Origin of the sequence: Blastococcus sp. TML/C7B (genome assembly GCF_016612845.1) — a bacterium.
GTDB lineage: Bacteria > Actinomycetota > Actinomycetes > Mycobacteriales > Geodermatophilaceae > Blastococcus.
The window spans coordinates 744,926-764,772 of record NZ_JAEOAA010000002.1 but is presented as its reverse complement, the minus strand read 5'-3'; the positions used below and the strand labels follow the sequence as shown (position 1 = coordinate 764,772).

Sequence of the window (19,847 nt, the reverse complement as noted above, 5' to 3'; positions counted from 1 at the left end):
CGTGCGGCTCACCCACGTCGGCGGGCCCACCGTCCTGATCGAGACCGGCGGCTGGCGGCTGCTGGTCGATCCCACCTTCGACGCCCCCGGCCGCAGGTACGCCTTCGGCTGGGGGACGTCCTCCCGGAAGGTGGCGGGGCCGGCCCTCCCGGTCGAGCAGGTCCTCCCCGTCGACGCCGTCCTGCTCAGCCACGACCACCACGCCGACAACCTCGACGACGCGGGCCGGGCGCTGCTGCCCTCGGCGGGCGCCGTCCTCACCACCCGGCCGGGCGCCGCCCGGCTGGGGAACGGCGCCCGCGGGCTGCACCCCTGGGAGACCACCGAGCTCGAGGCGCCCGGCCGGCCGGCCCTGCGGGTCACCGCGACACCGGCCCGGCACGGCCCGCCGCTCAGCCGCCCGGTCGCCGGGCACGTCATCGGCTTCGCGCTGGAGTGGCCCGGCCAGGAGGACGGCGTGCTGTGGATCTCCGGCGACACCGTGCTGTTCGGCGGCGTCCGGGCCGTCGTCGACCGGCTGCGGATCGACACCGCCCTGCTGCACCTGGGCGGCGTCCGCTTCCCGGTGACCGGCCCGCTCCGTTACTCCATGACCGCCCGCCAGGCGGTCGAGCTGGTGGCCCGGGGCGGGCTGCGGACCGTCGTCCCGGTGCACTACGAGGGCTGGTCGCACTTCCGCCAGGGCCGGGACGCCGTCGAGCGGGAGCTGGCGACCGCGCCGGCCGACGTGCGCGAGCGCGTCCGCTGGCTGCCGCTCGGGCGACCGGTCGAGCTGGTCAGCGGCTGACCGACACCCGGTGCCAGGTGCGCACCCGGCCCGGCCGGACCGCCGAGCAGGTCAGCGGCACCGCCTCGCCCGACGGGCGGCTCTCCACGACGACGGTGACCGTCCCGGCCGGGCCGGCCAGCGCCACCTCCCACCGCTCGGTGCCCGCCGCCGGATCGGGCAGCCGGGTGGCGCCCAGCGGGGCCAGGTCGTCGACGCCCAGCAGACCGAGCTCCTCCCGCGCGCCGTGCTGCGCGGCCTGCACGGGTGCGGCCAGGCCGGCCCGCCCGCGCAGCCACGCCAGCGCCACCTCGCCCTGCTCGTGCGCGGCCACCAGCAGCCCGCCGTCGCCGGGCACCTGCCCGTAGTAGAAGCCGTGGGGGAGGACGACGACGTTCGCGGCGAACCGGTCCCCGCCCAGGTGGCTGCACTCCCACACGTCCGCGGCGGGCATCGCGCGCGCCAGGGGCCGGCCGCGGAGCGCGCAGCACGCGTCGTGCCCGCCGTGCGTGCAGACCAGGTAGGTGGGCAGCGACGCCGGCTCGCCCACCGACCCGTCCCAGGGGGCGGTGAGCAGGTCGGCGTCCGACGTCCGCACCGACCACCACAGGCCCTCGCGGCCCGGGCGGCTGTCGGCGTACGCCCAGCGGCCGCCGGCGTCGGCCAGCCGATCGCCCGGGCGGCGCACCAGCAGGACGCGGACGTCCTCCCGCCGGGCCCGCTCCGCCAGCAGCGGGGCCACCTGCGCGTCGAAGCGGGACTGCAGCAGCGCGTCGCGCCCCCACGGTCCGGGCTGCTCCACCAGCAGCCACCGCTGCACGGGGGAGGCAGTGGCGATACCGGAGTCGCCCCGCGCCAGCGCCTGCACCGAGCAGCGCGCGGCGTCCAGCCGGCCGGGCGGGCGCGGCGGGAGGTCGGTGGCGGTCACGACCCGGGGACGGCGTCCGGGACGACCGCGACCGACTCGGTGACCAGCCGGCGGGCCAGGGTGATCCGGTCCTCGGGCGCCAGCCCGGGCAGGTCGCCCACCTTCAGCTCGCCGACGGCGAGCAGTTCGGTCAGCGCGTCGCGCACCGAGCTCGGGAAGGTGTGCGTGCGCCGGCCGCCCACCAGCGTCACCCGGCCGTCGTCGCCGTCGCGCAGCGCGCAGCGCAGCCGCGGGCGCAGCCGGAGGACGGTGTCGGCGGTGAGCGCGGCCGCGGCGGTCGCCTGGGCCAGCGGGGCGACCGGCTCGGGCCGCACCTGCGCCCAGGTCCGGGCGCGCAGCTGCTCGGCGATCTCGTCGGGGTCCACCCGGCCCAGCCACTCCTGCAGCCCGGCGATCACCGTGGCGACGTGGTCGCGGATCGAGTCGGGGCGGGCGAGGTCCACCCCCAGCGGCAGCGAGCCGCGCAGCGCCGGGTCCTCGGCGGCCAGCGAGCGGAGCAGGTCCAGCGCCGCCTCGGCGGCGCCCCAGCGGGTGACGGAGTGCACGCCGATGGTCAGGTGCGCGCTGATCTCGCCGAGCGCGGTGGCCGAGTGCAGGAAGCCGCGGGGGAGGTAGAGGACGTCGCCCGGCTCGAGGACGGCATCGACGACCGGCTCGCGGGTGGCCGCGGCGGCGACGTCCTCGCGGCGGTCGGTCCACACCTGGGTGCGCAGCGGGTCGCGCAGCACCGGCTCGTGGATGGTCCAGTGCTTCTGGCCGGCCACCTGCAGCACGAAGACGTCGTGCACGTCGTAGTGCGGGTCGAACCCGCGCGAGGACGGCGGGGTGACGTAGGCGTTCACCTGGGTGGGGTGGCCCAGGTCGGCGGCGAGCTGGTCGGCGAACTCGATCAGCGGCGGCCACAGCCGGTGCAGGCCCTGCAGGACCACGGTGCTGCCCTCGGCGAACAGTCGCAGCACCGCGTCCGAGCTGACCTGGTCGGCGACCTCGGCACCGGCGCCTCCGGAGGTGGTGAAGCGCTTCGGGTCGACCACCTGCCCGTCCTTGGCGATGCGCAGGAACGGGGTGCGCAGCCCGCGGCGGGAGAGCAGCTCGTCGACCGCGGCCAGGTCGAGCAGGTCGGTGAAGGTGTTGCCGGTGTCCGCCGCGCGGGTCAGCAGCGGGTGCCGGCCCCAGTGCTCACGCGCGAAGACCTCCGGCTCGGTGTTCGTGCACCGCCGCAGGGCCGGGCGGAGCGGCTGCTCCGCCCGGCCCTGCGGGGCGGGGTCCACGCTCAGGCCGAACCGTCCGCGCCGCCGTCGGCGCCACCGTCCGCGCCGCCATCGGCACCGCCGTCCGCGCCGCCATCGGCGCCGCCGTCGGCACCGCCGTCCGCGCCGCCATCGGCACCACCGTCCGCGCCGCCGTCGTGACCGCCCGGGGTGCCGGCCGCGCCGTGGTCGGCCGCGCCCGCGCTGCCGTCGGCCGGGCCGTGCGCGCCGCTGTCCGCGCCGCCGTCGGCACCGCCGTCGCCGCTGGTCATCTCGTCGTCCAGAGCCATGGGCTCCTCCGCTCGTCTCGGGTCGGGCCGCCGGACGGCGGCTCTCCAGGGCTGTCCTACCTCCCGCATCCTGGCCCCACACCTGGTGTCCCACCAGCGGGGACCGCGCCTCCGTCACAGCCCCCGTCGCGGCCCCCTCCCCAGCCCGCATCACGACTGGGACACGGACCCGCGCCGCGGCCGCGCCCACGGCCGTCCGGGCCGATAGTGTCTCCCCAGGGATCGAACACGTGTTCGACAGGAGAGGGGGCGGCGTGACCGGGCGGGCGGAGGGGTGCACCGTGCTGCACGTCGACATGGACGCGTTCTTCGCCAGCGTCGAGGTCCGGCGCCACCCGGAGCTGGCCGGCACCCCGGTGATCGTCGGCGGGGCGGGCAACCGCGGGGTGGTCACCTCGGCCACGTACGAGGCGCGGCGGTACGGCGTGCACGCCGCCATGCCCACCGCCCGCGCGCTGCGGCTGTGCCCCACGGCGACCGTGCTCCCCGGCGACCTGGCGCTCTACGGCGAGGTGTCCCGCTCGGTGATGGCCGCTGTTCCGCTCGATCACCCCGCTGGTGGAGCCGCTCAGCATGGACGAGGCATTCCTCGACGTCTCCGGGTCCGGCCGGCGGCTGGGCGACGCCGCGGAGATCGGGGAGTACCTGCGCGCCCGCGTCTTCGACGAGCAGGGGATCACCTGCTCGGTCGGCGTGGCGAGCAGCAAGTTCGTCGCCAAGCTCGCCTCCACCTCCGCCAAGCCCGACGGGATGCGGATCGTCCGGCCGGCCGAGGTCATGGACTTCCTGCACCCGCTGCCGGTCGGCGCGCTGTGGGGCGTGGGCCCCAAGACCGAGGAGCAGCTGCTGCGGCTCGGGCTGAAGACCGTCGGCGACCTCGCGCACGTCCCGGCCCGGACGCTGCAGCGGGCGCTGGGCCCGGCCGCGGGCGGCCACCTGCACGAGCTGGCCTGGGGGCGCGACCCGCGCCGGGTGGTCCCGGACGAGCCGGAGAAGTCGACCGGCCACGAGGAGACCTTCGGTACCGACGTCGACGACCCGGCGGTCATCCACCGCGAGCTGCTGCTGCTCGCCGAGCGGACGGCGGGCCGGCTGCGGTCGGGCGGCTGGCTGGCCCGCACGGTGAGCATCAAGGTGCGCTTCGCCGACTTCGCCACGATCACCCGCAGCCGCACCCTCGACGTCCCGACCGACGTCGGGCAGGAGCTCTACGACACCGCCCGAGCGCTGTTCGACGCGCTGGGCCTCGAGCGGGCCCGCATCCGGCTGGTCGGCGTGCGCGCGGAGCGGCTGGTGGAGGCCGGGTCGGCACCCCAGCAGCTGGAGCTCGGCGCCCGCGAGCACGGCCGGCGCGACGCCGAGCTCGCCGCCGACCGCGCCGCCCGCCGGTTCGGCGCGGGAGCCGTCCGACCGGCCACCCTGCTGCACCGCGACGGTCGCCCGGGACGGTCGGGAGGGGCCGCTGCGACCCGCCCGCGACCCCCCGCGCGATACCCGGAGGGGTGACCACCGGCACATCGTCCACGGCTCGCCGTAAGGTCACCTTTCGCGCCCCGCAAAGGGCTCGTATCCTCGATGTCACCGTCGGCGGGAGCCACCGACGGCCCTGGCTCCGCCCACCTGGAGGTCGACGTGCCGCTCTCCGAACACGAGCAGCGTCTGCTGGAGCAGATCGAGCGCGCCCTCGTCGACGACGATCCGAAGTTCGCCTCGTCGGTCCGCACCGGCGACCGCCGGCTGAAGGCCCGGCGCCGGCTGCAGATCGGCGCCGGTCTCGTCGTCGTCGGCTTCGCCGTCCTGGTCGGCGGCGCGGTCGCCGACTCGGTGATCCTGGGGGTGATCGGCTTCCTCATCGCCTTCGGCGGTGCCGCGCTGGCCGTCCTCCACTACAAGGCCGCCACCGGCGCCGTGGAGGCCGGGCCCGCCCCGGCCGGCGGTCGCGGTCCCGCCGGCCCCGCCCGGGCCGGTCGCGGCAGCCGCCCCGGCCGCCCGCCGCTGAAGAACCGGCTCGAGGAGCGGTTCCGCCGCCGCTACGACCAGTAGCCCTCAGCTTCCCGCACCTCCCGTCCGCAGCCGCCGCCCTCCGGGGCGGCGGCTGCGGCGCATCTCGGGCAGCCCACATGCCCATGCGGGCAGCCCCGCCCGCACCGCAGCCGGCAGCGAGGCGGGCCACGCGGTCGCCCGCAGCCGGGTCCGGCGGTCGACGCCCGCGCGCAGCTCCCGCCGGGCGGTGCGCAGCGCCTCGGCCAGCCCGTCCTCGGGGGCGGCGGCCGGCGGGCCGTAGCCGGCCAGCTCCTCGGCCCGCGCCAGCCGGCCGATCGCCGCGGCGCCTTCGGGCCCGGTCCGCCCGCCGAGCGCGGCGCCGGCCTCGCGGGGGGTCCAGGCGGGATCCCGGGCGATGCCGAGGTCGTCGGCGGTGGCCGTCAGCTCGTCCCACAGCGCCTGCGGCTCACCGGTCGCCAGGCGCCGGCGGCGCTGGAGCAGCCGGACACCGGCCGGCGCCGCCGCGGCCCCGACCAGCAGCAGGACCAGGCCTGACCGCACCGGCCACGGGTTCTCCGCGGCCGCGGGGGCGGCGTCGGGCACGGCGCCGTCGTCCGGGCCACCCCCGGGCACCAGCGGGTTGAGCGGGTCCAGCAGCAGCAGCTCGGGCGGGATCTCCGGCGCCAGCTCGGGGGCCTGCTCGGGCAGGTCCTCGGTCGCCACCCGCGGTGCCCACGGCAGGTCGGCCCGGCGGCTGACGTCGATCGGCGTGGGGTCGAACGGCACCCAGCCCAGGTCGACGAAGAAGACCTCCACCCAGGCGTGCGCGTCGTCGGTGGTGATCAGCCGGCTGCCGTCCTCCTGAGCGGTGCCCGGCGTGTAGCCCAGCGCCACCCGGGCCGGCATGCCGGCGGCGCGCACCATGACGGCCATCGCCCCGGCGTACTGCTCGCAGTAGCCCTGCCGCTCGGCGAGGAAGTCGACCAGGTCGTCGCCGCTGGTGCCCGGGGCGGTGGAGAGGTCGTACTCGAAGCCGTTGGCGCGGTCGGTGAGGAAGTCCAGGATCGCCCGCACGCGCGCGTAACCGCCCTCCACCCCGTCGACCAGCCGACGCACCTCGGCGGTCACCCGGGGGTCCAGGTCGGGCAGCTGGGTGAAGCGCACCAGTTCTGGGTGGCCCGGTGGGAGGGGCGGCGCGGCCTGCAGCTGCTCCGGCGAGGGCCGCACCTCCGACGCGGTCACCTCGTAGCGCCGGCCGCGGCTCGAGACGTCCGCGCCGACGACGGTGTCGGTGACCGGGTCGAAGCGCCAGCCGTTCTCCCCGCCGGCGATGGACACCGCCTGCGGCGCGACGGGCACCGGCAGGAAGCGGTCGTCGTGCCCGACCGCCTCGATCGTGGCGGTGACCGGCCGCCCGGACTGCGGGTAGTGGCCGGTCGGCAGCTGCGCGTTCAGCGGCAGCTGGGTCTGCGGCTCGGTCAGCGTCCAGCCGCCCTCGGTGTCGTACCGGTCGATGGTGACCGCGCGCAGGTAGCCGGGGTCGGGCACCGGTGTCTCCAGCCGGAGCAGGTCGATGGGGTCGTTGCGGGTCAGCTCGCCGGCCATCTCGGCGACCGGGTCCAGCGCCGTCCCGGTGGACCCCCCGCCCGTGCCGCCGTTGAGCGTCCCCTCGGCGAGGGTGGGCAGCGTCCCGCCGAGCAGGACCGCGACGAGCACCGCGACCCCGCCGATGCGTGCGGCCGTGCTCCCGCCGGCGCTGCGCGGCCCGCTGACCCGGCGGCCGGCGTCGAGCCGGCCGGCCTGGTCGGACCACAGCAGCAGCCCGAACCCGGCCGCGGGGCCCACGACGGGCACCAGGCCGATGTCGCCGCCGAGGGTGAACACCGGGACGCCGGCCAGGGTGAGCAGGGCCAGGCCGGCGAGCGCGCCCCGCCGGGTGACGGCGAGCAGGTCGACCAGGACCGCGACCAGCCCCACGACGCCGACGACGAGGGCGGTGAGCGAGGCGACCGGCAGCGCGGGCGCCACCTGCTCGCGGATCTCCTCCACCCCGTCGCGCAGGACGGGCAGGAGTGCCTCGACGCCGGCGCGGGTGGGGAGGAGGCCGCCGACGTCGGTGGAGCGGCGGACCAGGTGGGCGGTCAGGGCGGCGAGCTGGGCGAGCGGGACCACGGCGGTGCCGAGCACGGCGAGCACGCGGGGGACCGGCCGGTCCGGGAAGGCGCGGGCGGCGAGCGCCGCCCCGGCGCCGCGCAGCACCAGCCCGGTGACCAGGACGACGAGGACGGCGTCGACCACCGGGCGCAGCCAGGTGCCCGACGAGAGGACGGGGGAGAGCGCGAGTGCCCCGAGCAGCGTGGCGGCCGCCGCGACCAGCGACGCGCGCAGCTCCGCGGCCCTCACCGGACCGCCCCGGCCACCGGCCGGCCGGACAGCGCGGCCCAGACGACGGCGACGGGGTCGCCCGCGCGGGCCACGGCCACCTGCCAGCCGGCGGCGCGCAGCCGGTCGGCGGACTCGTCGCGCTGGTCGGCCAGCGCGGTGCCCGCGGCCGAGCCACCGCGGCGGTGCCCGCGGACGGCGGGCAGGAAGCTGCCCAGGTCGAGCAGCACGGCCGCGCGCGGCGCCGGCCCCGGCAGGGCGCGGACCAGCTCCGCGACGTCGTCGGGGCCCAGCGCCCCGAGCAGGCAGACGACCTGACCGTCGCCACCGATGCGGTGCAGCACCTCGAGGCCGGGGCGGAGGTCGGTGCGCGGGGAGGGCAGCAGCGTGCCCAGCCGGTCGAGCAGCCCCTCGGCCGCGGCGCCGGACGGACCGGCGGGGAGGCGCCCGGTGCCGGCCAGCTCGCCGTCCTCGGTGACGACCCGGACCTCGTGGCCGCGCCGGCCCAGGCCGACGGCGATGCTGGCCGCCGCCTCGACCGCCCACTCCAGGCTGTCGGCGGGATCGGGGTCGTGCTGGCCGGCGATGAGGTGCGCGGGCCGGCGGGCGTCGAGCAGCACCGTGGTCCGCGCCCGCCAGGGCCGCTCCTCGAGGCGGACCTTCAGCTCGCCGGTCCGGGCGGTCGCCCGCCAGTGGACCTTCCGCAGGTCGTCGCCGCGGCGGTACTCCCGGATGCTCACGTCGTCCTCGCCGTGCACGGCGATCGCCCGGCGGGCGCCCTCGCCGCCGTGGCCGTCCAGCGTGCCCGCCGGGCTCAGCGGCTGCACCCGGGGGACGACGAGCAGCGGCGCGGTGCCGGTGCCGGCGTTGCTGCGCTCCACCAGGCCGAAGGGGTCGACGACCCGCGACCGCAGCGGGCCCAGGGCGTGGTGCCCGCGGCGGCGTGGCACGAGCGCGTAGCGCAGCTCGGTCGGGCGCCCGGAGCCCAGCCGGCTCACGGCGAAACGCGGCTCGGGACCCAGGGCGGGCGGCAGGTGCTCGGTGAGCAGCCAGGTGGCCCCGGGACGGCGGCCGGCGCTGGTCAGCGCGAGGGTGACCTCGGTGCCCTCCCCGCGGCGCACCCGCGCCGGCACCGCGGCCCGCTCGACCGACGGCCGGAACCGCTCCCGGGCGACGACCAGCGCGGAGACGAGGGGGAGGACGAGGACGAAGACGGCCAGCTGCACCACGGCCTGCTCGCCCATGGAGGCGCCCGCGGCCAGCAGCACCGCCCCGGCCGCGAGCAGCACCCACCCGCGCCGCGTCAGCGCGGTCCGCGGTCGGCCCGGCCCCGGCACCGCCGTCAGCGCCCGCGGGGGACCGGCAGCGTGGCGACCAGCTCGGCCACCACGTGCTCCGCGGTGCGCCCGCCCCCGGCCGACTCCGGCGCCAGCAGCAGCCGGTGGGCCAGCACGGGGACGGCGAGCGCCTTCACGTCGTCGGCGAGCACCATGTCGCGGCCGGCCAGGGCCGCCGCGGCGCGGGCGGCGCGCAGCAGCTGCAGGCCCGCCCGGGGGGAGGCGCCCAGCCGCAGCGCGGGGGAGCGGCGGGTGCCCTCGACCAGGTCGACGACGTAGCGGCGCACCGCCTCGGACACGTGCAGCCGGCCGACCGCCGCGATGAGGTCCGCGCACCGAGGCGGCGTCGGCCACCGGCTGGAGGTCGGCCAGGGGATCGGTGGTCGCGCGGTCGTCGAGCATCGCCAGCTCGGCGGTCCGGTCGGGGTAGCCCATCGACACCCGGGTGGTGAAGCGGTCGCGCTGGGCCTCCGGGAGGGGGTAGGTGCCCTCCATCTCCAGCGGGTTCTGCGTCGCCATGACCAGGAACGGGCGGGCCAGCTCGTAGCTGACGCCGTCCACCGTCACCTGGCGCTCTTCCATGCACTCCAGCAGCGCCGACTGCGTCTTGGGGGAGGCCCGGTTGATCTCGTCGGCCACGACCACGTTGGCGAAGATCGCGCCGGGCTTGAACTCGAACTCGCGCGACTCCTGGTCGTAGACGGCCACGCCGGTGACGTCGCTGGGCAGCAGGTCGGGCGTGAACTGGATGCGCCGGACGGTCGCGTCGACCGAGGCGGCCAGCGCCTTGGCCAGCGTGGTCTTGCCGACGCCGGGCACGTCCTCGATCAGCAGGTGGCCCTCGGCGAGCAGCGTCACCAGCGCCAGGCGGACGACGGCGTCCTTGCCCTGGACCACGCGGCCGATGTTCGCGGCGATCCGGCCGGCCTCCGCGGCGACGTCGACGGGTGGACCGGTCAGCCCACCGGGGGTGCGTGTCGCCTCCGTCACCCGCCCCACGGTACGTGGCAGGCGCCTGGTCGGAGGGGTGCGCGCGGCCCCCGGGCGCCGGGGGCGGCCCGGACCGGGCGGCGCGGTGGGGAGGTGGACCGCGACACGGCGTTGAGTGGTGTCCAGTGGGGGCCAGTGGGTTACTGTGTCGCCTGGTGGGGAGGCAGGGACTGCTCAGGGGTCGCTGCGGAGCCGGTGGAGGACAGATGCGGGGGGTGAGCCGGTGTTCGTCGGCAGCTATCCCCTGCGCCTCGACGAGAAGGGCCGGCTCGCGCTGCCGGTCCGCTTCCGCGACCAGGTGGCCGACGGCATGGTGATCAAGAAGGGCCAGGAGCGCTGCGTCTACGGCCTCACCATGGCCCGCGTCGCCGAGCAGAGCGCCGCGATGGCCGCCATGGCGCCCTCCGACACCGCCCGGGCGCGCATGGCCGCCCGCATGAGCTTCGGGTCGATGGTCGAGATCGAGCCGGACAAGACCGGCCGCATCACCATCCCGGCGAGCCTCCGCGAGTACGCCGGGCTGGACCGCGACGTCGTCGTCGTCGGCGTGGACACCCGCTTCGAGATCTGGGACGCCGGCAACTGGGAGGCCTACGTGGCCGAGCTGGAAGCCGCCTACGCCGACATGGAGAGCGAGGGGATGCCGACGCTGTCGTGATCCCAGGTCGCCCCACCCGCCCCCACCCGGGCCCCGGGAACCCGTTCGAGCCGCCTTCCCCGCGGCTCGACCGGACCAGGCCCCAGCCGCCTTCCCCGCTGCTGGGTCCACGCCCCGAGGACCGACCGGGCCGGCAGGTGCGCCCGGCCCCGCCCTCCCCGGCGGGCCGGCACCGGTGACCAGCCCGGCCCCGCGGGGCACCACCTGACGCTCTTCCCCGACGCCAGGCGGCGCCCCGCGGGGGACGGACCCCCTCCCCGGACCGGTTCCGCGGACGACCTGCACCCACCCGCCCCACCGCGCCCCACGATCCCCACCGCGCCCCACCGAGAGGCAGTCGACGATGAGCAGCACCGGACCTGCCGAGGCGCCGGACGCGCCGCGGCCGCCGGTGCACGTGCCCGTCCTCCTCGACCGGATCACCGAGCTGCTCGCCCCGGCCTGTGCCGCCCCCGGCGCCGTGCTCGTCGACATGACCCTGGGCCTGGCCGGCCACTCGCTGGCCCTCCTTGACGCCCACCCCGGCCTGCGCCTCATCGGCCTGGACCGCGACCCCGACGCCCGCGCCGAGGCCGCCCGCCGCATCGCCGCCGCCGGCCACACCGACCGGGTCACCCTGGTCCCCGCCGTCTTCGACGAGCTGCCCGACGTCCTCGACCGCCTCGGCGTCCCCGAGGTGCAGGCGGTCCTGTTCGACCTCGGCGTCTCCTCGCTGCAGCTGGACCGCCCCGACCGCGGCTTCAGCTACTCCGCCGACGCCCCGCTGGACATGCGGATGAACCCCGAGCGCGGGCGCACCGCCGCCGAGATCGTCAACACCTACCCGGCCAAGGAGCTGGCGCGGGTGCTCCGGGTCTACGGCGAGGAGCGCTTCGCCTCCCGCATCGCCGCCGCGATCGAGCGCGAGCGCGCCCGCGAGCCCTTCACCTCCACCGCGCGGCTGGCCGACCTCGTCCGCGACGCCATCCCCGCGGCCACCCGGCGGACCGGCGGCCACCCGGCCAAGCGGACCTTCCAGGCGCTGCGCATCGAGGTCAACGACGAGCTCGGCGTGCTCGAGCGCGCGCTGCCGGCCGCGATCGAGGCGCTCGCCGTCGGCGGGCGGATCGCGGTCATCACCTTCCACTCCCTCGAGGACCGCATCGTCAAGCAGACCCTCGCCGAGGGCGCCACCGACCACACCGCCGCACGGCATGCCCGTGCCCCTGCCGGAGCACGGCCCCGTGCTCCGGCTCCTGACCCGTGGCGGCGAGGCCGCCACCGACGACGAGGTCGCCGCGAACTCGCGTGCGGCCTCCGCCCGCGTCCGCGCGGCCGAGCGCATCCGGAGGGCGGCATGAGCAGCCGAGCCACTGCCCGCGTCCCCAGCGCCCGGGTGCCCGCCGCGCCGAGGACCTCGCCCTCGCGCCCCGTGCCCCGGACGGCGCCGCGCACCGCCCGCCCCCAGCTGAGCGTGGTCGCCCCGCCGGCGCCGCGCGCCCGCCGCCGCCCGCGCACGGCGCTGCGGCACCGGCGCGCGCCGTTCGTGCTGCTCGTCGTGGCCCTGCTGGCCGGCACCACCCTCGGCCTGCTGGTGCTCAACACCGCGATCGCCGTCGACTCCCTGGAGGCCACCCGGCTGCGCGCCGACAACGCCGCGCGGGCGCAGGAGGTCGCGCTCCTCCAGCAGCAGGTCATCGCCGGCGGCACCTCGGCCGCCATCGCCACGGCCGCCGTCGCCGCCGGGCTGGTCCCCGCCGGACCGGCCGCCTACCTGGTGCTCGACGCCGACGGCTCGGCCGTGCTCCGCGGGGAGCCGGCGCCCGCCGAGGCGCCCGAGCCGCCGGTGGAGACCCCCGCGGGCGGTAACTGACCGTGGCGGGCACCGTCCGCGGCCCCGGGACGGGACCGCGCAGCGGCGGCCGCCCGGCGCCGCGCAGCGGTCCGGGGGCCTTCACCTCCCGGCGTGCACCGGGCAGCCGGCGCAGCGGGGGAGCGGGGCTCTCGCTCGCCCAGCGGATGAGCCGCAACCGGATCGGGCTGGGTTTGCTGGTCCTGCTGCTCGTCGTCGTGGTGGGCCGGCTGGCCGTCGTCCAGGGCATCGACGGCGCGCGCTACGCCAACGCCGCCGCCCAGGACCGGCTGCGCACCTACCCGATCGCCGCCATCCGCGGCGAGATCACCGACCGCGAGGGCCGGCCGTTCGCCTACACCGCCGACGCCTCCACGATCGCCGCCGATCCCACCGTCGTCACCGACCCGGCCCGGGCCGCGCTGGCGCTCACCACGCTGCTCGACGTCCCGGTCGCCGAGCTCACCGAGAAGCTCGCGGGGGAGGGGCGCTACCAGCTGCTGGCCGAGGGGGTTCCCCCCGAGACCGCCGACGCCGTCCGGGAACTGGGGCTGGCCGGCATCGTGATCACCGACGCCCCGGAGCGGCGCTACCCGGCCGGTGCGGTCGGCGGGCAGGTCGTCGGCTTCGTCGGCCGCGACGGCACCGGCCTGGCGGGCATCGAGCAGACCTTCGAGGACGAGCTCGCCGGCACGCCGGGCACCCGCCGGCTCGAGGTGGGCAGCGGCGGCAACCCCATCCCCTCCCGCGGCATCGACGAGTCGGTGCCCGCCACCGACGGCAGCGACGTCGCGCTGACCATCGACCAGGACCTGCAGTACGTCACCGAGCAGCGGCTCGCCGAGGCCTGCGCCGACGGTTTCACCACCCGCGCCTCGGCCGTGGTGCTCGACGTGCGCACCGGCGAGGTCGCCGCCATGGGCTCCTGCCCCGGCTACGACCCCGGACGGCCTGGTGAGACCCCTGACCGGCTGGGCAACCCGGTGGTCTCCGACGTCTTCGAGCCCGGCTCGGTCATGAAGGCCGTCACGCTGGCCGCCGCGATCGAGGAGGGCGAGGCGACGCCGGAGGAGTTCCTGACCGTCGACGGCCACATCCAGGCCGGCAACCGGCGGGTCACCGACGCGCACGACCACGCGCCCATCGACTGGTCCGTCACCGGCATCCTCGCCAAGTCCAGCAACGTCGGCACGATCATGCTCGCCCGCGAGGTCGGCGACGAGGTGCTCGAGCGCTACCTCCGGGCCTTCGGCATCGGCAGCCGCACCGGCATCGAGCTGCCCGGCGAGAGCAGGGGCATCTTCCAGGGCTCCGACGAGTGGAGCGAGATCCAGGCCGCCAACATCGCCATCGGGCAGGGCGTCTCGGTGACCGCGCTGCAGATGGCCTCGGTCTACCAGGCGATCGCCAACGACGGCGTCCGCATCGAGCCGCGCATCGTCCGGTCGGTCACCTCGCCCGACGGCCACGTCGAGCAGGCGGAGCGGCCCCAGGGCACCCGGGTGATCAGCGAGGACACCGCCGACGCGATGGCCTACATGCTCGAGGCGGTCGTGGGCCCCGGCGGCACCGCGCCGCTGGGCCAGATCGAGGGCTTCCGCGTCGCCGGCAAGACCGGCACCGCGCAGCGGGCCAACCCCGAGTGCGGCTGCTACGAGGGCGGCGGCTACTTCACCACCTTCGTCGGCTTCGCCCCCGCCGACGACCCGCAGTACGTGGTCGCGGTCGACCTGGAGCGGCCGACCAGCTCCGCCGAGGGCGGCCAGGTGGCCGCGCCGGTGTTCCGCGACATCCTCCGGTACGCGCTGACCGCCGACGGCGTCGTCCCCTCGGGCACGCCGCGCCCGGACTTCCAGCTCACCCGCGACCGCTGACCGGGCGCAGCGCTCCGCCCTCCCGCCCGCACACCCCCGGGGCGATCCCGCCACGTCGGCGGGGCGCGGTGGCACGAGGAGGAGGACCGGCGCCGGTAGATTGGAGCCCCGTGACCCCGACCGACGGCGGGTCGGCGCCCCCGCCCGCGGGCAGCCGCCCGCGCGCACCGCGCCCCGTGCCGCTGCCCGAGCTCGCCGATCTCCTCGGCCGGCCGGTCGCCGGCGACCCGGAGGTGACCGTCTCCGGCCTCACCCTCGCCTCCGGCGACGTCCGCCCCGGGGACCTCTACGCCGCGCTGCCCGGCGCCCGCACGCACGGCGTCCGCTACGTCGCGCAGGCCGTCGAGCGCGGTGCCGTCGCCGTCCTCACCGACCCCACCGGGCGCGCCGACGCGGTCGCGACCGGCCTGCCCGTGTGCGTCGTCGAGGACCCCCGCGGCGTGCTCGGCGAGGTGGCCGACCGCGTCTACGACCGGCCCAGCGAGCGGCTGCAGGTCATCGGCATCACCGGCACCAACGGCAAGACGACGACGGCCTACCTGGTGGAGGCCGGGCTGGCCGCCGCCGGCCGGGCCACCGGGCTCATCGGCACTGTGCAGACCCGCACGCGGACCGCCGACGGCGCCACCACCGCGATCCCCAGCGAGCGCACCACTCCCGAGGCGCCGGCCGTGCACGCCCTCCTCGCCGCCATGGCCGAGTCCGGCGTCGCCACCGTGGTCATGGAGGTCTCCAGCCACGCGCTGGTGCTCGGCCGCGTCGGTGCCGTCCGCTTCGCCGCCGCCGGGTTCACCAACCTGGGGCGCGACCACCTGGACTTCCACGGCGACCTCGAGGAGTACTTCCGCGCGAAGGCGCTGCTCTTCGACGGCCGCGCGGCCGCCGAGGTCGTCGACGTCGACGACGAGCACGGCCGCCGGCTGCTCGACCGCCCCGGCCGGCCCCGCCCGGTCACCGTCTCCACCGAGGGCGCGGACGCCGACTGGCGGGCGACCGACGTCGCCGCCGCGCCCGAGGGCGGTTCCACCTTCACCCTGCACGGCCCCGGCGGGCTGCGCCGCGACGCCCGGGTCCGGCTGCCCGGCCGGTTCAACGTGGCCAACGCGCTGCTCGCCGTCGCGCTGCTCGACGCCGTCGGGGTGCCGGTCGACGCCGCGCTCGACGGCATCGCCGCGACCGTCGTCCCCGGCCGGATGGAGCCGGTCGAGGCCGGCCAGCCCTTCGTCGCCGCCGTCGACTACGCGCACACCCCCGACGCCGTCAGCACCGCCCTCGCGGCGCTGCGGACGGCGACGACCGGCCGGCTGATCACCGTGCTCGGCTGCGGCGGCGACCGCGATACGGGCAAGCGCGCGGGCATGGGCGCGGCCGCGGCTGCGGGCAGCGACGTCCTCGTGGTGACCGACGACAACCCCCGCTCCGAGGACCCGGCCGCCATCCGTGCCGCGATGCTGGCCGGCGTGCTCGAGGTGCCGGCGCACCGCCGCGCCGAGGTGCACGAGGTCGGCGACCGCCGCGCGGCGATCGCGACCGCGGTGTCGCTGGCCCGCCCGGGGGACACCGTGCTGGTGGCCGGCAAGGGCCACGAGACCGGCCAGGAGGTCGCGGGCACCGTGCACCCCTTCGACGACCGCGCCGTGCTGCGCGAGGTCCTGGCGGAGGTGCGCCGGTGATCGCGCTGACCCTGGCGGAGGTCGCCGCCCTCGCCGGTGGCGAGCTCGCCGGCGACCCGGACGCCGCGGTCACCGGCGCGGTGACCCTGGACTCGCGCACCGTCGCCCCCGGCGACCTGTTCGTCGCCGTCGCCGGTGAGCGGGTGGACGGGCACGACTACCTCGGTGCGGCCGCCGCGGCCGGTGCCGCCGGCGCGCTGTGCACCCGGCCCGACCCGGCGCTGCCGTGCGTCCTCGTCGACGACCCGGTGGCCGCCCTCGGCCGGCTGGCCGCCGGCGTGCACGCCCGGCTCGCCGCGGCCGGTGGGCTCACCACGATCGGCCTGACCGGCTCGTCGGGGAAGACCTCGACCAAGGACCTGCTCGGCCAGGTGCTGGCGACGGCGGGGGAGACGGTCAGCCCGCCCGGCTCGTACAACAACGACATCGGCATGCCGCTCACCGTGCTCGGCGCCGACGAGGGCACCCGGTACCTGGTGCTCGAGATGGGCGCCCGCGGCCCCGGGCACATCGCCCGGCTGTGCGCCGTCGCCCGGCCCGACATCGGCATCGTGCTCAACGTGGGCTCCGCGCACCTCGGCGAGTTCGGCAGCGCGGAGGTCATCGCGCAGGCCAAGGGCGAGCTGGTGGAGGCGCTGCCCGAGAGCGGGACCGCCGTCCTCAACGCCGACGACGCCCGCGTGCTCGGCATGGCGCCGCGCACCCGCGCGCGCGTGGTCACCACCGGGCGGGCCGCGACCGCCGACGTCCGCGCCGTCGACGTGGCCCTCGACGACTCCGCCCGCGGCCGGTTCACCCTCGTCGCCGGCGGCGAGGAGCACCCCGTCGCCCTGCGCGTCGTCGGCGAGCACCAGGTCGCCAACGCGCTGTCCGCCGCCGCGGCCGCGCTGGCCGCCGGGATGGCCCCGGCCGCCGTCGCCGCCGCGCTGTCCGAGGCCGGGCCGCGCAGCCGCTGGCGCATGGAGGTCACCCGCCGCCCCGACGGCGTCACCGTCGTCAACGACGCCTACAACGCCAACCCCGAGTCGATGCGGGCCGCGCTCGCCGCGGTGGCCGGGATGCCGGCCACGCGGCGCATCGCGGTGCTCGGCGCCATGGCCGAGCTCGGGCCCGGCGCGGCGGCCGAGCACGAGCGGCTGGGGCGCGACGCCGCGGCCGCCGGGATCGATCTCGTCGTGGCCGTCGGCCCCGATGCGGTAGGCATAGCCGACGGTGCGGCCGCAGCCGGGCGTCGTCCAGGAGAGGAGTCGGTGCTCGTGCCGGACCGGGCCGCTGCCCGCCAGCTCGTGTCGGAGGTGCTGCGCCCCGGGGACGTCGTCCTCGTCAAGGCCAGCCGGTCCTTCGGCCTGGAGCTGCTCGCCGCCGATCTGCTCGACGAGGGGGCGAACGGATGAGGAGCGTCCTCATCGCCGCAGGCGTCGGCCTGATCCTGTCCATCCTGCTGACCCCGCTGGCCATCCGCGCCTTCCGGCGGCAGGGCCTGGGCCAGGAGATCCGCGACGACGGCCCCGAGAGCCACCTGTCCAAGAAGGGCACGCCCACGATGGGCGGCACGGTGATCGTCGGCGCGACCGTCGTCGGTTACCTGGTCGCGCACCTGGCGTTCATCGGCAACGCCGGCTGGGGCTTCAGCGCCACCGGCATCCTGCTGCTGTTCCTCATGGTCGGCATGGGCACCGTCGGCTTCCTCGACGACTACCTCAAGATCCGGCACCGCCGCAGCCTCGGGCTGAACAAGACCGCCAAGCTGGTCGGGCAGCTGCTGGTCGGCGTCACGTTCGCGGTGCTGGCGATCAACTTCCCGAGCAACGGGCTGACGCCGGCCTCCACCGTCGTCTCCTACGTGCGCGACATCGAGCCGCTCACCCTGGGCTCGATCGGCTTCGTGATCCTGGCCTACCTGTTCATCGCCGGGTTCTCCAACGCGGTGAACCTGACCGACGGGCTCGACGGGCTCGCGGCCGGCTCCTCGGCGATGGTGCTGGCCTCCTACATCGTCATCTCCTTCTGGCAGTTCACCCACGACTGCGCCAGCGAGCTCATCGAGGGCTGCTACCAGGTGCGCGACCCGCTGGACATCACGCTGGTCGCGGCCTCGGCCATGGGCGCCTGCCTGGGCTTCCTGTGGTGGAACACCAGCCCGGCGCGCATCTTCATGGGCGACACCGGCTCGCTGGCCCTCGGCGGGCTGATCGCCGGGCTGGCGATCGTCACCCGCACCGAGCTGCTGCTCGTCGTGCTCGGCGGCCTGTTCGTCGCCGTCACGCTCTCGGTGGTCATCCAGGTCGCCTTCTTCCGGGCCACCCGCCGCCGGGTGTTCCGGATGGCGCCGCTGCACCACCACTTCGAGCTCGCCGGCTGGACGGAGAACACCGTCATCGTCCGGTTCTGGCTGGTCACCGGGATGGCCGTCGCGTTCGGCCTCGGGCTGTTCTACGCGGACTGGCTCTCCTTCGTGGGGCTGTGATGGAACTCGGCTCGGCCCGCGTGCTCGTCGCCGGGCTCGGCGTCTCCGGGGTCGCGGCGGCCCGCGTGCTGCTGGAGCTGGGCGCGACGGTGCAGCTCACCGACGCCCAGGAGCGCCCGGTCGTCGCCGAGCTCACCGCGGCCGGCGCAACCTGGCTGGGCGACGCCGCCGCCGTCCCCGAGGGCACCGACCTCGTCGTCACCTCGCCGGGCTGGCGCCCGGACTCCCCGCTGCTCGCCGACGCCGCCCGCCGCGGGGTCGAGGTCGTGGGGGAGCCGGAGCTGGCCTGGCGGCTGCGCATCGCCGGGCCGGACGGCGTCCCCGCGCCGTGGCTCGCGGTCACCGGCACCAACGGCAAGACGACGACGGTCACCATGCTCGAGGCGATCCTGCTGGCCGCCGGCCGCCGCGCGGTGGCCGCCGGCAACGTGGGGCGGCCGCTGGTCGAGGTGGTCACCGCCCGCGACCCCGACGGGACGCCCACCTTCGACGCGATCGCCGTCGAGCTGTCCAGCTTCCAGCTGCACTGGTCCTCGACCCTGGCACCGGCCGCCGCCGCGGTGCTCAACGTGGCCGACGACCACACCGACTGGCACGGCTCCTTCGCCGCCTACCGCGACGCCAAGGCCCGCATCCTCGAGCGCTCGCCGGTCGCCGTCGCCGACGCCGGGGACCCGGTCGCCGCGTCGCTCGCGGCGGCGCACCCGCACCCGGTCACGGTCACCCTCGGCGAACCGGCGCCCGGCCAGCTCGGCGTGCGCGAGGGGGCGCTGGTCGACCGGGCGTTCGCCGCCGACCCGGCGGGGGAGGTGCTGCTGGAAGCGGGTCTGCTGCAGGTGCCCGGCCCGCACAACACGGTGAACGCCCTGGCCGCCGCGGCGCTCGCGCGGGCGGCCGGCGTTCCTGCCGAGGTCGTCGGCCGCGGGCTGGCCGGCTTCCGCGGCGGCGCCCACCGCAACGTGCTCGTGGCCACCGTCGACGGCGTCGACTGGGTCGACGACAGCAAGGCCACCAACCCGCACGCCGCCGGCGCCTCGCTGGCCTCCTACCCGCGCGTGGTGTGGATCGCCGGCGGGCTGCTCAAGGGCGCCGACGTCGACCCGCTGGTCGCCGCCGTCGCGCCGCGGCTGGCCGGTGTGGTCCTCCTGGGCCGCGATCGGGACCGGATCGCCGCCTCCCTGGCGCGACACGCCCCGACGGTCCCCGTCGTCACGGTCCCCAGCGGCGACGATGGCGGGATGGATGGGACGGGTGTGACGGCCGAGGCGACGACGGCGCGCGTGGTGGCGGCCGCGCGCGGGCTCGCGCGCCCCGGCGACACCGTGCTGCTCGCCCCCGCGGCGGCGTCCATGGACGTCTACCGCGACTACGCGCACCGGGGCACCGCCTTCGCCGCCGCGGTCCGGGCGCTGGGCTGA

15 protein-coding genes and 3 pseudogenes are annotated in these 19,847 nt (G+C 77.2%); 11 read left to right on the top strand and 7 right to left on the bottom strand.

The window, feature by feature from the left end; all coding sequences use genetic code 11:
* Position 1 precedes the first annotated feature (1 nt).
* Entirely contained in the window at positions 2-787 is a 786-nt protein-coding gene (locus tag JKP76_RS16545) for an MBL fold metallo-hydrolase (RefSeq protein WP_200491967.1), read from the top strand.
* On the opposite strand, the gene JKP76_RS16540 is transcribed toward JKP76_RS16545, so the two are convergent.
* Genes JKP76_RS16540 through JKP76_RS16530 form a run of 3 tightly spaced genes read right to left on the bottom strand, consistent with a single transcriptional unit; the run spans position 777 to position 3,234 of the window.
* Positions 777-1,694, bottom strand: a complete 918-nt coding sequence (locus JKP76_RS16540; RefSeq protein WP_200491966.1) for a sucrase ferredoxin — start codon at positions 1,692-1,694, stop codon at positions 777-779. The two genes, JKP76_RS16545 and JKP76_RS16540, sit on opposite strands and share 11 nt — an antisense overlap.
* Positions 1,691-2,965: a JmjC domain-containing protein gene (locus tag JKP76_RS16535; protein ID WP_200491965.1), complete on the bottom strand. Its 1,275-nt coding sequence runs from the start codon at positions 2,963-2,965 to the stop codon at positions 1,691-1,693. The genes JKP76_RS16540 and JKP76_RS16535 overlap by 4 nt, the downstream gene beginning before the upstream one ends.
* Positions 2,966-2,967: 2 nt before the next feature.
* The gene (locus tag JKP76_RS16530) at positions 2,968-3,234 is read right to left on the bottom strand and encodes a hypothetical protein (RefSeq protein ID WP_200491964.1); all 267 of its coding nucleotides are present in this window, start codon (positions 3,232-3,234) and stop codon (positions 2,968-2,970) included.
* Positions 3,235-3,530: 296 nt separating this feature from the next.
* Between JKP76_RS16530 and JKP76_RS22695 the strand changes: the two are divergent.
* From JKP76_RS22695 to JKP76_RS16520, 3 genes and pseudogenes are all read left to right on the top strand, one after another.
* Positions 3,531-3,707 (top strand): annotated as a pseudogene (locus tag JKP76_RS22695) (DNA polymerase IV); the annotation flags it as partial.
* A 100-nt stretch (positions 3,708-3,807) separates the two neighbouring features.
* Positions 3,808-4,740 carry a DNA polymerase IV gene (locus JKP76_RS21470; protein WP_255522696.1) on the top strand — a complete coding sequence of 311 codons (933 nt, stop codon included), beginning with the start codon at positions 3,808-3,810 and terminating at the stop codon, positions 4,738-4,740.
* A 126-nt stretch (positions 4,741-4,866) separates the two neighbouring features.
* Positions 4,867-5,277 carry a DUF3040 domain-containing protein gene (locus tag JKP76_RS16520; protein WP_200491963.1) on the top strand — a complete coding sequence of 137 codons (411 nt, stop codon included), beginning with the start codon at positions 4,867-4,869 and terminating at the stop codon, positions 5,275-5,277.
* Between the two features lie 3 nt (positions 5,278-5,280).
* On the opposite strand, the gene JKP76_RS16515 is transcribed toward JKP76_RS16520, so the two are convergent.
* The 4 genes and pseudogenes from JKP76_RS16515 to JKP76_RS21460 all read right to left on the bottom strand — a co-directional run.
* Positions 5,281-7,620, bottom strand: coding sequence for a DUF3488 and transglutaminase-like domain-containing protein (locus tag JKP76_RS16515; protein ID WP_200491962.1), 2,340 nt, complete (start codon positions 7,618-7,620; stop codon positions 5,281-5,283).
* Positions 7,617-8,333, bottom strand: a pseudogene (locus tag JKP76_RS24210) (DUF58 domain-containing protein); the annotation flags it as partial. The pseudogene JKP76_RS24210 and the gene JKP76_RS16515, both read right to left, overlap by 4 nt.
* Positions 8,334-8,941: 608 nt before the next feature.
* On the bottom strand, positions 8,942-9,223 hold the full coding sequence (locus JKP76_RS21465) for a hypothetical protein (RefSeq protein WP_309233072.1): 282 nt from the start codon (positions 9,221-9,223) through the stop codon (positions 8,942-8,944).
* A gap of 211 nt (positions 9,224-9,434) precedes the next feature.
* Positions 9,435-9,755, bottom strand: a pseudogene (locus JKP76_RS21460) (AAA family ATPase); the annotation flags it as partial.
* Positions 9,756-10,149: 394 nt separating this feature from the next.
* Between JKP76_RS21460 and mraZ the strand changes: the two are divergent.
* The 7 genes from mraZ to murD all read left to right on the top strand — a co-directional run bounded on the left by mraZ (position 10,150) and on the right by murD (position 19,847).
* Entirely contained in the window at positions 10,150-10,584 is a 435-nt protein-coding gene (gene mraZ / locus JKP76_RS16500) for a division/cell wall cluster transcriptional repressor MraZ (protein WP_200491960.1), read from the top strand.
* A 343-nt stretch (positions 10,585-10,927) separates the two neighbouring features.
* Positions 10,928-12,436 (top strand): 16S rRNA (cytosine(1402)-N(4))-methyltransferase RsmH, encoded by a 1,509-nt coding sequence (rsmH, locus tag JKP76_RS16495; protein WP_242471982.1) that lies wholly within the window; start codon positions 10,928-10,930, stop codon positions 12,434-12,436.
* 2 nt (positions 12,437-12,438) lie between these two features.
* Positions 12,439-14,289, top strand: a complete 1,851-nt coding sequence (locus JKP76_RS16485) for a penicillin-binding protein 2 (RefSeq protein WP_200491958.1) — start codon at positions 12,439-12,441, stop codon at positions 14,287-14,289.
* A gap of 110 nt (positions 14,290-14,399) precedes the next feature.
* Positions 14,400-15,962 carry a UDP-N-acetylmuramoyl-L-alanyl-D-glutamate--2,6-diaminopimelate ligase gene (locus JKP76_RS16480; protein WP_200491957.1) on the top strand — a complete coding sequence of 521 codons (1,563 nt, stop codon included), beginning with the start codon at positions 14,400-14,402 and terminating at the stop codon, positions 15,960-15,962.
* A complete protein-coding gene (gene murF, locus JKP76_RS16475) occupies positions 15,959-17,356 on the top strand; it encodes a UDP-N-acetylmuramoyl-tripeptide--D-alanyl-D-alanine ligase (RefSeq protein ID WP_200491956.1) in 1,398 nt (465 codons plus the stop codon). The genes JKP76_RS16480 and murF overlap by 4 nt, the downstream gene beginning before the upstream one ends.
* Positions 17,353-18,429 carry a phospho-N-acetylmuramoyl-pentapeptide-transferase gene (mraY, locus tag JKP76_RS16470; RefSeq protein WP_200491955.1) on the top strand — a complete coding sequence of 359 codons (1,077 nt, stop codon included), beginning with the start codon at positions 17,353-17,355 and terminating at the stop codon, positions 18,427-18,429. Before murF ends, mraY begins: the two co-directional genes overlap by 4 nt.
* Entirely contained in the window at positions 18,429-19,847 is a 1,419-nt protein-coding gene (murD, locus tag JKP76_RS16465; protein WP_200491954.1) for a UDP-N-acetylmuramoyl-L-alanine--D-glutamate ligase, read from the top strand. Before mraY ends, murD begins: the two co-directional genes overlap by 1 nt.